The sequence below is a fragment of the Sphingomonas sp. 2R-10 genome, assembly GCF_030062225.1.
Classification (GTDB): domain Bacteria; phylum Pseudomonadota; class Alphaproteobacteria; order Sphingomonadales; family Sphingomonadaceae; genus Sphingomonas.
Genome location: NZ_JASCXF010000035.1, coordinates 1 through 15,149, shown reverse-complemented (window position 1 = coordinate 15,149; position 15,149 = coordinate 1). Strand labels below are relative to the sequence as shown.

Sequence of the window (15,149 nt, the reverse complement as noted above, 5' to 3'; positions counted from 1 at the left end):
TTTCGCCGGCCGCATCGATAGAGGCGCACCATCCGCCATGGGCGTGCCCCATGGCCCCACGCAGGAGCTACCCATGGCCACCGCCCCAAATTCTGCCGGCGCCGACAAGCAGACCGATTACGTCATCAAGGACATCGGCCTCGCCGACTTCGGTCGCAAGGAAATCGAGATCGCCGAAACCGAGATGCCGGGCCTGATGGCGCTGCGCAGCGAGTTCGGCGCGTCGCAGCCGCTGAAGGGTGCGCGCATCACGGGCTCGCTGCACATGACGATCCAGACCGCGGTGCTGATCGAGACGCTGACCGCGCTCGGCGCCGACGTCCGCTGGGCGACGTGCAACATCTTCTCGACGCAGGACCATGCCGCCGCGGCGATCGCCGCCAAGGGCATCCCGGTGTTCGCGATCAAGGGCGAGAGCCTCGCCGATTACTGGGACTATGTCGGCGATATCTTCGACTGGGGTAACGAAACCGCCAACATCATCCTCGACGACGGCGGCGACGCGACGATGTTCGCGCTGTGGGGCGCGAAGCTCGAAGCCGGCGCTTCGCTCAGCGAGCCCGAGAACGAAGAGGAAGTCGAATTCCAGCGCGCGCTCAAGGCGTTCATCGCCAGGCGTCCGGGCTATCTGACCGAGACGGTCAGGAACCTGAAGGGCGTGTCGGAAGAGACGACGACCGGCGTCCACCGCCTGTACGAGATCGCGAAGAAGGGCGAACTGCCGTTCCCCGCGATCAACGTCAACGACAGCGTCACCAAGTCGAAGTTCGACAATCTGTACGGCTGCAAGGAATCGCTGGTCGACGCGATCCGTCGCGCGACCGACGTGATGCTGGCCGGCAAGGTCGCCTGCGTCGCGGGCTTCGGCGACGTCGGCAAGGGCAGCGCCCAGTCGCTGCGCAACGGCGGCGCGCGCGTGATGGTGACCGAAGTCGATCCGATCTGCGCGCTGCAGGCGGCGATGGAAGGGTTCGAGGTCGTGACGATGGAAGAGGCGGTGACCCGCGCCGACATCTTCTGCACCGCGACCGGCAACGCCGACGTCATCACCGCCGAGCACATGGCGGCGATGAAGCCGATGAGCATCGTCTGCAACATCGGCCACTTCGACAGCGAGATCCAGATCGCGGCGCTCAGCAACTATGAGTGGGACGAAGTGAAGCCGGGCACCGACCTGGTGAAGTTCCCCGACGGCAAGCAGATCATCGTGCTGGCCAAGGGCCGCCTAGTGAACCTCGGCTGCGCCACCGGTCACCCGTCGTTCGTCATGTCGTCGTCGTTCACCAACCAGGTGCTGGCGCAGATCGAGCTGTGGACCAAGGGCGAGAACTACCGGAACGAAGTCTATGTCCTGCCCAAGCACCTAGACGAGAAGGTCGCGGCGCTGCATCTCGAAAAGCTGGGCGTGAAGCTGTCGAAGCTGACGCCCAAGCAGGCGGGCTATATCGGCGTGCCGGTCGAAGGGCCGTTCAAGCCGGATCATTATCGCTACTGATCCGAACGGATCGACAGTGCGGAAGGGGCGGGCATCCAGCGGGATGTCCGCCTTTTTTTGTTGCTGTGCAGCAACAGTCCGTTCCAATTCTATCGCGACCACGCTGTAAATAGCCACTTCCGGCAAAAAACCCGATCGTACAGGCTTGCGGTGCGGATGGAGAGTGATCGATCAAGGGAATAATCATAACTGTATAAAAAGGGGTCGTTCCATGAAGCAATGTACGTCGCGTTTCCGGGCGGGTGCCGGACGTAGCGCCATCGCTCTGGCGGCATTGTTCGCCTCGGCAGCCGCTGCCGCACAGACGGTCGCGCCGCAAACGGCAACCGTCGAACAGGATCAGCCTACCGACGAAGTCCAGCCCGCCGAGGAAATCGTCGTCACCGGATCGCGCATCGCCCGACCCGAACTGAACGTCGCCAACCCGATCGTGTCGGTCAGCGCTTCGGCGATCGAGGCGACCGGCCTGAACAACATCACCGATGTCCTGATCCGCAATCCCGCGCTGACCGGCTCTGTCGGCGGGTCGCGCTCGGGTGGGGCGAGTTCCACGCCGCTGAGCGGCACCGGCGCCAACTTCCTGAATCTGCGCAACCTGGGCGTCAACCGTACGCTTACGCTGGTCAACGGGCGCCGTCACGTCGCGGGGGTGCCGAACACGGCGGCAGTCGATACGAACTCGATCCCGCAGGACCTGATCGAAAAGATCGACGTCCTGACCGGCGGCGCATCGGCGATCTACGGCGCCGACGGCGTTTCGGGCGTCGTGAACTTCGTGTTGCGGCGTGACTTCGAAGGCATATCCGCCCGACTGCAAGCCGGTATCTCGGACGATGGCGACGCGGGGAATCAACTGGCATCGATCGTCGCGGGCAAGAACTTCGCCGACGGTCGTGGCAATGTTACCGCCGCGTATGAATACAGCAATACCGAACGGCTGAGCAGCTTCGCGCGCCCCTTCAGCGGCGACCCCAGCCGCTATCGCGAGTTGTGGCAGAACATCAACGATTTCCGCCGTGGCCCCAATGGGGTGCCGATCGACGATCCCAACCTGCCCGATCGGATCATCTACACGAACCTGGGATGGGCCGACAGTTCCCCCGATGCGGCGGTCGACCTGAACGGCGACGGCATTCCCGACTTCACCGGCAGCGGGCTGGTCTATGACGGCGGCACGTTCCTGCCCGGGTCGTCCGGTCGCGCCCGGAACGGGTCGTCGAACACGCCGACCGCCGGCTATTTCGGCGATCTGTTCCCGGCCATCGAACGGCATGCGGCGAACCTGCTGACCAGCTTCGAATTCTCGGACGCGGTACGGTTCTTCGCCGAAGGCAAGTTCGTGCGGACCCGGGCCTATTCGGTAGGGCAGCCGAGCTTCGACTTCGGCACGTCCCTGGCGTCCGACAACGCGTTTCTTGCCGACCGCTTCGGGCCGAACGCCGCGCCGGATGGTGCGACCTTCTCGCGCGACAATTTCGATTTCGGCATTCGCGGTGAACGGGTCCGTCGCGATACGTGGCGTGGCGTGGTCGGGTTCGACGGGCGCATCACGCCCAACGCCCGCTACGAACTGTCCTATGTCTACGGCCGCACCAACGCGCGTTCGACGCAGACGTCGAACCTCATCAACGATCGCTACTTCGCGGCGATCGATGCCGTGCGTGCGCCCGATGGCAGCATCGTATGCCGTTCGACGCTCGATGCCACCGCGCTCGACGTACCGGCCAGCACCTTCATCCCCGGTGCGGGCAGCGCCTGTCGTCCGCTCAACATCCTTGGCAACGGGGTCGCGTCGCAGGCATCGCTCGACTTCGTCCTGGCGGACAACGTCAACCGGGCGGCGGTCGACCAGCATGTTGTGTCGGGCTCGATCTCGGGTGATACCGGCGCGATCTTCTCGCTGCCCGGTGGTCCGGTCGGGTTCGCGCTCGGCGGCGAATATCGGCGCGAAGGCAGCCGCTCGGACCCCGATGCGCTGATCGTCAACGGCGACCTGCGCGACTTCGCGGCATTGCCGCCGAGCTCGGGCAGCTTCGACGTGAAGGAAGCCTTTGCCGAATTGAACGTCCCCGTACTGGCGAACCTGCCCTTCGCGGAATTGCTGTCGTTCAGCGCGGCGTTGCGCCTGTCGGATTATTCGACCGTGGGATCGACGACGACGTGGAAGCTCGACGGCATCTATGCCCCGATCCGCGACATCCGCATCCGCGGTTCCTATTCGCAGGCGGTCCGCGCCCCGAACATCGGAGAACTGTTCCTGCCGGCGACCGGAACGTTCGGTTTCGTCACCGATCCGTGCGACCTGTCGGCGCGTGGACAGGGTACGCAGTTCCGCGCGGCGAACTGCCAGACGTTGCTTGCCAACCTCGGCCTGACCCCGACGCAGATCGCCAGCTTCACTCCGTCGCGGGTTCCTTCGGCCACGACGTCGCGTCGCGGCACGACCGGCGGCAATCCGAACCTCAGCGAGGAAACGGCCAAGACCTGGACCGCAGGTATCGTCCTGCAGCCCCGGTTCATCCCGGGTCTGACGATCACCGCCGACTGGTACGACATCCGCATCAGCGACGCGATCAACACGCCGACGCCGACCGAACTGGCGGAATTGTGCGTCGATCAGCCGACGATCGACAACCAGTTCTGCGCCAACGTCTTCCGCGCGCAGGGAACGGGGTATGTCCTGGGTGACGGTTCCGACCCGCAGCGTCGCATCGGTTTCAACGTCGGGCCGGCGAACGTCGCCGCGTTCCGGACGTCGGGCGCGGACTTCAGCGTGGCGTATCGTTTCGAACCGGGCGCCAATCTCGGCCGGTTCGATTTCCGGCTCGACGGTGGATATCTCGAAAACCTGTCCTTCGTTCCTTCGCCGGGTGCCGACGTCGACGTGGACACGCTGGAAGCGTACAACCCGCGGTGGCGCGGCAACGCCAACGTGACGTGGACGCTCGATGCGTTCTCGCTCAATTACGGCTTGCTGTACTGGAGCAAGACGCGGCGCTTCACGACCGAGGAACTGGCGGGCGATCCCGATATCTCGGACCCGCGCTACTTCTTCTATCCCGAACTGTTCCAGCATGACATCCGGGCGGAGGTCCGGGTGAACGACCGTTTCCGCTTCTATGGCGGCGTCAACAATCTGTTCGAACAGACGCCGAACCTGGGCTCGCTCAACTATCCGATCTCGGGCGTCGGCCGGTTCATTTACGCCGGCGCGTCGTTCCGCCTTTGATTGACAATGGCTGACGGGGCGATCCGTCGCAGGAACACGGCAAAGGGGGCGGCGCCATGCGGTGTCGCCCCTTTTTTATACGGCTGACTCGGACTAGGCAGGGGCGTGTCGAACCTTCCCAGTCTGCCGCCCCTCACCGGAAAAACAGCGTGATCGCTATCACGGTCCTCACCGCGATCCTGTGCGGCGTCGTGCTGGCGTTGCTGGTCGGCGTCGGTGGCTGGATGCTCTATGCCGGGCTGGCGGCGCGGCGGCAGGCGCTGGCCGATGCGGCGTCGTTCGAATCGCTGCGATCGACGCTGGCGGCGTCGCCGGCGCTGGCGATGGTCGTGCGCGCCGACGGGCGGTTGTCGCTGGATGCGCCACTGGTCGATCGGCTGGGGCGGGTCGATGCGCCCGCGATGCTCGCCGATCTGGGCGATCCCGACAGCGGGCTGGAGCCGGGCAGCGCCGACCGGCTGATCGACGCCGTCAACGCCGCGATGCGCGGGGGGCGGCCATTCCGCACCGTCGTGCGCGCGACCGGTTCGGCGCGGTCGCTGTTCGCGATCGGCGAACGGGCGCCCGCCGCGCTCAACACGCCGGGCGGGGTGCTGGTCTGGTTCTTCGACGCGACCGAGTTTCACGACGAGATCGCGACGCTGGGCGCCGAGGCCGAGGAGTATCGCGCGGCGTTCGAGGCACTGTCCAGCCTGATCGAGGCGGCACCGATGCCGATGTGGTATCGCGACGACACGCTGCGCCTCGCGATGGTCAACACCGCCTATGTCCGCGCGGTCGATGCCGAGGACGCGGCGACGGTGATCGGCCGGCAGGTCGAGCTGGTCGAGGGCGTCGGCATGGGCGGGCCGCTGGCCAGCGCGTCGATCGCGCGCGACACTGGGCAACCGCAGGTCGCGGCGATGCCGGCGACGATCGGCGGCGAACGGCGGATGCTGCGCGTCCACGACATGCCGCTGCGCGACGGCGGCACCGGCGGCTTCGCGATCGACGTCCACGAGATCGAGGAAGCGGGGGCGAGGCTCAAGCGCAGCCGCGATGCGCAGCGCGCGATGCTCGACCGGTTGTCGGCGGGGGTGGCGCAGTTCGCGCCGGACCGCACGCTGGTATTCTACAATCAGCCATTCGGTCGCACGTTCGCGATGAAGCCCGAATGGCTGGCCGACCGCCCCGAATTCGACCGGGTGCTCGACCGCATGCGCGAGGCCAAGCGCCTGCCCGAGGTTCGCGACTTTCCGGGGTGGAAGGCGGAGCGGCGCGACTGGTTCCGTGCGGCCGAGGGCGCGATCGAGGAACAGTGGCATCTGCCCGGCGGCACGCACCTGCGCGTCGTGGCGCAGCCGTTGCCCGAAGGCGGGCTGCTGCTGATCTTCGAGGATCGGACCGAACAGGTGCAACTGGCCAGCGCGCGCGACACGCTGCTGCGCGTGCGGACCGCGACGTTCGACAATCTGTTCGAGGCGCTGGGCGTGTTCGCCGCCGACGGCCGGTTGCAGATCTGGAACGCGAAGTTCCGGCAGGTCTGGGGCCTCGACGACGCGTTCCTCGACGGGCATCCGCGGGTCGATGCGCTGGCCGAGCGGGTTGCCGACAGCCTCGCCAATCCCGGCCGGGCGACGCTGATCCCCGAGCTGGTCCGCTTCGCCACGCAGCAGCGGATGCAGCGTTCGGGCCGGTTCGCGATGGCCGACGGGCGGCATTACGAGTTCGGCGCGGTGCCGCTGCCCGATGGCAATGCGTTGCTGACGATGCTCGACATTTCCGACAGTCGCCGGATGGAGCAGGCGCTGCGCGACCGCAACGAGGCGCTGGAAGCCGCCGACCGGGTCAAGACCGCGTTCGTCGCGTCGATGAGCTACGAACTGCGCACCCCGCTGACCTCGATCAAGGGCTTCGCCGAGATGCTGCAGGCGGGCTATGCCGGCAAGCTCAGCGAGGACGGGGCGCGCTATACCGATGCGATCCTCGAATCGGTCGAGCGGCTGGGCGGGCTGATCGACGACACGCTCGACCTGACCGCGAACGAGACGGCGCCGGTCGCGCGGGCGACGGTGCCGCTGAAGATGATCGCCAGCGAAGCGGCGGGCGCGGCACGGACCGCGGCGGCGGCGCGCGGCGTCGAACTGGCGGTGGAGATCGCGCCGTCGGCGGGCGTGATGCTGGGCGACGCCCGGCGGCTGCGGCAGGCGATCGGCCATCTGCTCGACCATGCGATCGGCGGGTTGCAACAGGGCGGGCGGGTGCTGCTCCATGTCGACGGCGATGCGCAGCGTGCGCGGATCGTGGTGTCGGACGACGGCACGGGCATGTCGAAGGATGCCGTCGCGCGCGCGTTCGACCGGTTCGCGCAGGCGGGCGTGGCGCGGGTCGGCGAACGGGCGCTGAGCCTCGACCTGCCGCTGGCGCGACAGGCGGTCGAGGCGCATGGCGGCACGATCGAGCTGGTGTCGGAAAAGGGCATGGGCACGCTGGTCACGATCGACCTGCCGCGCGAGCCGTGATGTACCTGCCCGACGAAGCCGCCGCCCACGCGTTCGGCGCGGCGATCGCCGCCGTGCTGCGCGCCGGGGATGTGGTCGCGCTGTCGGGGCCGCTGGGGGCGGGCAAGACCAGCATCGCGCGCGGCGTGCTGGCGGCTTTGGGGCTGGCGGGGGAGGCGCCGTCGCCGAGCTTCGCGATCGTGCAGCCCTATGACCCGCCCGAAATCCGGATGAGCGTGCTGCACGTCGATCTCTACCGCATCGAGCATCCGGACGAGGCGCTGGAACTCGGGCTCGACGATGCGCTGGACGACGGTGCGCTGCTGGTCGAATGGCCCGAGCGGCTGGGCGACGATCCGTGGCCCGAAGCGCTCTGGCTGTCGCTGGCGTTCGACGAAGCGGGCGGGCGGCGCTTGACAGCGCGGGTGCCGGACGCTTGGGAAAGCCGATGGCCGCTGACCTGAACCCGCGCGACGCGGCATCCGATTTCCTGGCGCATGCCGGCTGGGCCGATGCGCAGATCCTGCCGCTGGCGGTCGACGCGTCGTTCCGCCGATACTATCGCGTGATCGAGGCGGGGCGCAGCGCGGTGCTGATGGATGCGCCGCCGCCCGAGGACACGCGCAAGTTCGCGCATATGGCGGCGTGGCTGACCGAACGCGGCTTTTCCGCACCCGCCATCCTCGCCGACGACAGCGACAGCGGCTTCATGCTGCTGGAGGATTTCGGCGACATGCGGATGCGCGAGACGGTCGACGCCGCGCCGGAAAGCGAAGGCCGGCTCTATGCCGCGGCGATCGACCAGCTGCTGCGGCTGCAACGGCACGAGGCCGCGCCGGTCCCGTCCTATGACCGCGCGTTCATCCTGCGCGAGGCCGACCTGCTGATCGAATGGTATTGCGGCGCGCTAGAGCTGTCGGTCGATGCCGAGGGGTATCGCGCGGCGTGGAACGCGGCGTTCGATGCGCTGCCCGAAATGCCGGTGGTGACCGTGCTGCGCGACTATCATGCCGAGAACCTGATGCTGCTCGACGATACGCGGCTGGGGCTGCTCGATTTCCAGGACGCGCTGGCGGGGCATCCGGCCTACGACCTCGTGTCGCTGTTGCAGGATGCGCGACGCGACGTGCCGGCGGTGGTGGAGGCGTCGATGCTGGCGCGCTATCGCGAATCGACCGGGGTGGGCGACGGGTTCGACGCGGCCTATCACCTGTTCGGCGCCCAGCGGAACGCGAAGATCCTCGGCATCTTCACCCGGCTGTGGCGGCGCGACGGCAAGCTGCGCTATGGCGCGCTGTGCCCGCGCGTCTGGCGCTATCTGGAACGCGATCTCGGCCATCCGGCGCTGGCGGGTGTCGCGCGCTGGTTCGACCTCAACATCCCGCCGCACAAGCGCGGCGATCCGCAGGAACTCGCATGACCACGCTCCGTTCGATCCGCCCCAACCCGCAGGCGGCGGTGCCCGAGACCGCGATGGTGCTGGCAGCGGGCCTGGGCAAGCGGATGCGTCCGTTGACCGCGATGCGGCCCAAACCGCTGGTCGAGGTCGCCGGCAAGCCGTTGATCGACCATGTGTTCGACCGGCTGCGCGGGGCGGGGGTGAAGCGTGCGGTGGTCAACGTCCACTATCTTGCCGATGCGATGGAAGCGCATCTCAGGCACCGGGTGAAGGGCATCGACATCGCCGTGTCCGACGAGCGCGCGAAGCTGCTGGAGACCGGTGGCGGGCTGGTGAAGGCGCGCGACCTGATCGGCGATGCGCCCTTCGTCTGCGTCAATTCGGACAATCTGTGGGTCGATGGCCCGGTCGATTCGATCCGGTTGCTGAGCGCGCTGTGGGACGATGCGAAGATGGACGCGCTGCTGCTGCTGGTGCCGCAGGCGCTGGCGCATGGCCACCGCGGGCAGGGCGATTTCCATATCGACGCGCTGGGCCGCATCACCGGTCGGCGCAAGCCCGGCCGGCTGGCACCATTCGTGTTCACCGGCGTGCAGATATTGTCGCCACGCGTCATCGCCGACTGGCCGGACGGTGCGTTCTCGACCAACCTGTTCTGGAACCGCGCGATCGAGGCAGGTCGCGCTTATGGCGTCGTGCATCAGGGGCTGTGGTTCGATGTCGGCACGCCGGCGTCGATCCCGATGACCGAAGCGGTGCTTGCCGATGGCTGAGGGGGCAATTGAAAACTCGCGGAAGAGCGAGTTTTCAGGCGGTGCCGCCAAACGCGCCTCTGAGGCGAAGCGCCTCGGCCTCTACACCATCCCGATCCACCGGGCGTTCGCCGATGCGTTGGCGGTGGGGCTGATCCGCCGGTTCGGCGGCGATCCGCTGGGCCTTGCGCAGGGCATGGTGCTGGTCCCCACCAACCGCGCCAAGCGGACGGTGCAGGAAGCGTTCGTGCGCGCCAGCGGCGGCGGGTTGCTGCTGCCGCGCCTCGTCGCGATCGGGGATCCGGAGCTGGACGAAGGGGCGGGCAGCTTCGCCGATCCGGCCGACGCCGCGCCGATCCCGCCGGCGATCGATCCGCTCGCGCGGCGGATGATCCTCGCGCGGCTGGTGAGCGAGGAGCGCCAGCGCGCCGGGCGGCCGGTCGACGGGGCGGAGGCGGTGCGACTGGCGGGCGACCTTGCCGCGACGCTCGACCAGCTATTGGTCGAGGAGGTCGATCCGGCGGCGCTGCGCGCCCTGAACCTCGACGAAGCGCTGTCGGCGCATTGGGAACGCTCGCTCGAACTGTTCCGCATCGTGCTGGATCGCTGGCCGGGTGAGCTGGCGGCGCTGGGGCGGATCGACCTTGCCGAGCGCCGGACGCGGCTGCTCAAGCGGCTGTGCGTGCGGTGGAGCGTCGAGCCGCCCAAGGGATTCGTCTGCGCGGCGGGGATCGCGACCAATGCGCCGGCCATCGCCCGCATCCAGCGCTGCGTCGCCGGATTGCCGCGCGGCATGGTGGTGCTGCCCGGCCTCGACCTCGCGATGGACGATGACGAATGGGCATCGCTGGGGCCGCACGATCCCGATCCGGTGACCGGGCGACGGCGGCGGTCGATCGAGACCCATCCGCAATATCATCTGAAGCTGCTGCTCGACCGGATGGGCGTCAACCGCCACGAATTCGTCCGCTGGCAGGCGGCGAGCGAGCATGACGCGACCCCGACGCGCAGCCGCGCGATCGCCACCGCGCTCAGCCCGGCCGATCGCACCCACCACTGGATCGACGTGCCCGCCGCCGACCGCCGCCTGTCGGGGGTGCGCATGGTCGAACTGGCCACGCCGGCCGAGGAGGCGCAGGCGATCGCCATCGCGCTGCGCGAGGCATTGCAGACGCCCGAGCGGACCGCGGCGCTGGTTACGCCCGACCGGATGCTGGCACGCCGGGTCGCGGCGCACATGGCGCGCTGGGGCGTCACCGTCGACGACTCCGCCGGGCAACCGCTGTCACTGCTCGCGCCGGGCACGTTGCTCTTGGCGCTGGTCGAGGCGGCGGCGCAGGGGTTCGCGCCGGTCGCGTTGCTGGCGCTGCTCAAGCACCCGCTGGTGCGCAGCGGCGAGGCGGAGGCGCGCGTCGTGTGGCTCGACGGAGTCCGCCGCCTCGACCGCGCGTTGCGGGGGCCGCGTCCGGCGCCGGGGCTGGCCGGGATCGACCGCCATCTGCGCGAAGGCGAGCCGCGCGATGCGGCGATCCGCGCGGCGGCGCAGTCGTTCTGGGACATGGCCTGTCCGCTGCTGACCCCGCTGGCGAACGCCTTCGCCGCCGGGCCGCAACCGCTGGCTGAACTGCTGGCACTGCTGCGCGAAACGGCGGGCGAACTGGCGGGCGATGCGGCGTGGAGCCGTCCCGAAGGGCGCGCCGCCGCCGAACTGGTCGCCGCGCTGGAGGAACAGGCGGCGATCGGGCCGCCGGTCGTCGACCCGCGCGTGCTGCCCGCGCTGCTGCGGACGTTGCTGGACGAGGTGGCGGTGCGTCCGCCGCAGGGGGCGCATCCGCGCCTCGCCATTCTCGGCCTGCTCGAAGCACGGTTGCAGACCGCCGACCTGATGATCCTCGGCGGGCTGAACGAAGGCGTCTGGCCGGCGCTGCCGTCGCCCGACCCGTGGCTGGCGCCGCGTATCCGTGCCGAGCTGGGGCTGCCCGGCCTCGAACGCCGCATCGGTCTTGCCGCGCACGATTTCGCGGGTGCGCTCGGCGCGCGCGACGTGATCCTGACGCGGGCGGCACGCGATGCGACCGCGCCGACCATCGCCTCGCGGCTGTGGTTGCGGTTGCAGGCATTGGACGACGGTCTGGAGCGCGCCGGGCATCTCCGCGACTGGGCGCGGGCGATCGATACGCCTGTTGCCTATGCCGCCGCCGATCGTCCCGCGCCGCGCCCGCCGGTGGCGCTTCGCCCGCGCCGTATCTCGGTGACCGAGGTCGACCGGTTGAAGGCCGACCCCTATGCGTTCTACGCCCGGCGGATGTTGCGGCTGTCGCCGATGGACGCGGTCGATGCCGATCCGACCGCCGCGTGGCGGGGGACGGCAGTGCATGGCGTGCTCGAACGCTGGGCGCGCGAGGACGGGCTCGATCCGGCCAGGCTGCACCGCCGGTTGCAGGCGCTGTCCGATGATCCGCGCACCCACCCGCTGCTACGCGCGCTATGGGTGCCGCGGTTGCGCGAGGCGATCGACTGGGTCGCGGCCTTTACCCATGAGAAGCTGGCCGAAGGGCGGATCGTCGCCGGGGTCGAATGCGACGGGAAGCTGGAAATCGCCGGGGTCGAGCTGTCGGGCAAGGCGGACCGTATCGACCGCGCGAGCGACGGCAGCCTCGCCATCATCGACTACAAGACCGGCAAGGCGCCGAGCGCGAAGGCGGTCGCCGCCGGGTACAGCCTGCAACTCGGCCTGCTCGGGCTGATGGCCGAACGCGGGAGTTTCGGCGGCATCGGCGGCACCGCCACCGCGTTCGAATACTGGTCGCTGACCAAGGATGGCGACCGCTTCGGCAAGATGACCTCGCCGGTCAACGCCGATGGATCGAAGGGGCGGATGGTCGCGACCGACTTCGTCGCCATTGCCAAGGGGCATTTCGAGAATGCCGTTGCCCGTTTCCTGACCGGCGACGAGGCGTTCGTCGCCAAGCTCGTCCCCGAATATGCCCCTTATGCCGAATATGACCAGTTGATGCGTCGCGACGAATGGTATGGCCGTGAGTGAAGTCCGCGCGCTCCAGCGGTTGAAGAACGACCAGGCGGCGGCCAGCGACCCGCATCGCCATGTCTGGCTGTCGGCGTCGGCCGGGACCGGCAAGACCCATGTCCTGTCGGCGCGGGTGTTCCGCCTGCTGCTGCGCGGCGTCGATCCGGCGGCGATCCTGTGCCTGACCTTTACCAAGGCCGGGGCGGCGGAGATGGCCGAGCGCGTCGCCAGCCGCCTTGCGCGCTGGGTGCGGTTGCCGACCGCGGACCTGAAGGCCGATCTGTTCGCGCTGGGCGAGGATGTGAACGATGCGGCGCTGCTGGCCCGTGCGCGTACGCTGTTCGCGCGGGTGCTCGACGCGCCGGGCGGCGGCGTGCGGATTCAGACGATCCACGGCTTCTGCCAGAGCCTGCTCGCCGGCTTCCCGGTCGAGGCGGGACTGGTCCCCGGCTTCCGCCCCCTCGAAGCGCGCGAGGAAGCGGGCATGGCGCGCGAGGCGCTGGCCGAGTTGCTGGTCGAGGAACAGCGCAGCGGCTCCACCCGCATCGGCGATGCCATCGCCGCGATGTCGCTGCGCATGGGCGAAGGCGCGGCCGAGGGGTATCTGCGCGAATGTGCCCGGGGTCCGCAGGCGATGGCCGAATTGCCGGGCGGTATCCAGCCGTTCCTGCGCCGCGCCTTCCACCTGCCGTCGGGCGATGTGGACGACGTGATCGCCGCGGCGTGCAGCGACGACGACTTCGACTGCGACGCGCTCGAACGGCTGGCCGAGGCGAACCGCGCATGGGGCACCGCGACGGGGCAGAAGCTGCACGGCGCGATCCTCGACTGGCTCGCCCGTTCCCCCGCCGATCGTGCGTCGCGGCTGGGCGATGTGCGAGGCATGTTCTTTACCCAGAAGGATACCCTGAAGAAGGCGTCGGCCAAGCTGCTCGCCGCCGAACCGGAGTATGACGAGCTGGCCGACGCGGTCGGCACCCGCGCCGCCGAACTGCTGTCGATCCGGGCGCAGGCGGGCTATGCCGACGCGCTGGCCGGCGCGCTGGAAGCGGGACGCGCCTATGCCGATGCCTATGTCCGTGCCAAGCGCCGGGCGGGGGCGGTCGATTTCGACGACCTGATCCGCGAGACGCTGAAGCTGCTGGCGCAACCCGGCATCGGCGACTGGGTCCGCTTCAAGCTCGACCAGACCACCGAACACGTCCTGATCGACGAGGCGCAGGACACCAATCCGCAGCAATGGGCGATCGTCCGCTCGCTGGTCGAGGAATATTTCAGCGGCGATGCGGTGCGCGCGGCGGGGATGCGGACGCTGTTCGTCGTGGGCGACTACAAGCAGGCGATCTTCGGGTTCCAGGGCACCGACCCGATCTATTTCCGCGCGGCCCATCACGACTTCGCCCGTCGGGCCGCCCTCCCGGCGGAGTATCGCGGCGATGCGCGTGAACTCGACACGCTGTCGCTGACCCACAGTTTCCGCACGACACGGCCGGTGCTGGAATTCGTCGACGCCGCCATCGCCGCGCTGCCCGATCCCGGCATGGGCATCGACACGCCCGAAACCCATGACAGCGAAGTACCCGGCCCCGGCACCGTCGCGCTGTGGGCACCGACCGTGGTCGAGGCGGCGGGCGACGACGAGGAAGGCTGGATCGACGATTCGACCCGCGTCATCGCCCGCCAGATCGCGCGCGCGATCAAGGGCTGGATCGGCACGCTGCCGCTGGAATCCAAGGGGCGGATGTTGCAGGCGGGCGACGTCATGATCCTCGTCAAGCGCCGCGGCGACCTCGCCTCGCTGATCGTCGCGCGGCTGTATGCGGAAGGGGTCCCGGTCGCCGGGGTCGACCGCTTGCGCCTCGACGCGCCGCTGGCGGTGCAGGACCTGCTGGCGGCGATCCGCTTCGCATTGCAGCCGGACGACGATCTCAGCCTCGCCAATCTGCTCGTCTCTCCCCTGATCGGCTGGACGCAGGAACAACTGCTGGCCGGGGCGCTGCGCGAAGGCGGCAGCCTCTGGCGCCACCTGCGCCAGACCAACAGCACCGCGGTTGAACATCTGTCGCCCATCCTCCGCCGCGCCGACTTCACCACCCCCTATCGTTTCCTCGAGGAACTGCTGTCGGGCGAACTCGATGGCCGCCGCAAGCTGATCGCGCGGCTGGGCGAGGAGGCGCGCGACCCGATCGACGAGCTGCTGAACGCGGCGCTGTCGTTCGAAAGCGTCGCGACGTCGTCGCTGCAACGCTTCGTCGAATGGTTCGACCGCGGCGAGGTGGAGATCAAGCGCGACGCCGGGGCGTCGGGCGGCGCGGTGCGGGTAATGACCGCGCACGGATCGAAGGGGTTGCAGGCACCGCTGGTCCTGCTGGCCGACGCCGCGATCGATCCCGCCAACAGCCGGCGCGATATCGTCGCATGGTCGCCCGACGGCCATGACGGGGCGGCATTTCCGGTGTTCCGCCCGCGTGCCGGCGAACGCGGCACGCCGGTCGACGATGCGGTCGCGGCGGTCGACCGGCGCGAGCTGGAGGAACATTGGCGGCTGTTCTACGTCGCTGCGACCCGCGCCGAGGAGCGGCTGGTCATCGCCGGCGCACCTTCCGCCCGTTGCCAGGGGGTGCCGCCCGCGCTCAGCTGGTACAGCGCGGCCGCCGCGGCGTTCGACGCGCTGGGCGTGCCGCCGGGGGAGGGGGAGCGCGTCTTTACCGGCCTGACCCCGCAGCCGCCGATCGCCGCGCGCAGCCGTCGCGGTGCGCCGACCAT

8 protein-coding genes are annotated in these 15,149 nt (G+C 69.0%); all 8 read left to right on the top strand.

Features of this window, described 5'->3' with window-relative positions; all coding sequences use genetic code 11:
- Positions 1-73: 73 nt before the first annotated feature.
- Positions 74-1,495: an adenosylhomocysteinase gene (ahcY, locus tag QLH51_RS15325; RefSeq protein ID WP_125659488.1), complete on the top strand. Its 1,422-nt coding sequence runs from the start codon at positions 74-76 to the stop codon at positions 1,493-1,495.
- A gap of 211 nt (positions 1,496-1,706) precedes the next feature.
- The gene (locus tag QLH51_RS15320; RefSeq protein ID WP_125659485.1) at positions 1,707-4,724 is read left to right on the top strand and encodes a TonB-dependent receptor plug domain-containing protein; all 3,018 of its coding nucleotides are present in this window, start codon (positions 1,707-1,709) and stop codon (positions 4,722-4,724) included.
- 149 nt (positions 4,725-4,873) lie between these two features.
- A complete protein-coding gene (locus QLH51_RS15315; RefSeq protein WP_206429118.1) occupies positions 4,874-7,225 on the top strand; it encodes a sensor histidine kinase in 2,352 nt (783 codons plus the stop codon).
- Positions 7,225-7,668: a tRNA (adenosine(37)-N6)-threonylcarbamoyltransferase complex ATPase subunit type 1 TsaE gene (tsaE, locus tag QLH51_RS15310; protein ID WP_125659479.1), complete on the top strand. Its 444-nt coding sequence runs from the start codon at positions 7,225-7,227 to the stop codon at positions 7,666-7,668. Before QLH51_RS15315 ends, tsaE begins: the two co-directional genes overlap by 1 nt.
- Complete coding sequence (locus QLH51_RS15305; protein ID WP_125659476.1) at positions 7,653-8,624, top strand: aminoglycoside phosphotransferase family protein; 972 nt, start codon at positions 7,653-7,655, stop codon at positions 8,622-8,624. Before tsaE ends, QLH51_RS15305 begins: the two co-directional genes overlap by 16 nt.
- A complete protein-coding gene (locus tag QLH51_RS15300) occupies positions 8,621-9,376 on the top strand; it encodes a nucleotidyltransferase family protein (RefSeq protein WP_125659473.1) in 756 nt (251 codons plus the stop codon). Before QLH51_RS15305 ends, QLH51_RS15300 begins: the two co-directional genes overlap by 4 nt.
- A complete protein-coding gene (gene addB, locus QLH51_RS15295) occupies positions 9,369-12,401 on the top strand; it encodes a double-strand break repair protein AddB (protein WP_125659470.1) in 3,033 nt (1,010 codons plus the stop codon). The genes QLH51_RS15300 and addB overlap by 8 nt, the downstream gene beginning before the upstream one ends.
- Positions 12,388-15,149: UvrD-helicase domain-containing protein (locus QLH51_RS15290; protein WP_283514634.1), on the top strand; the 2,762-nt coding region annotated here is incomplete at its 3' end. The genes addB and QLH51_RS15290, both read left to right, overlap by 14 nt.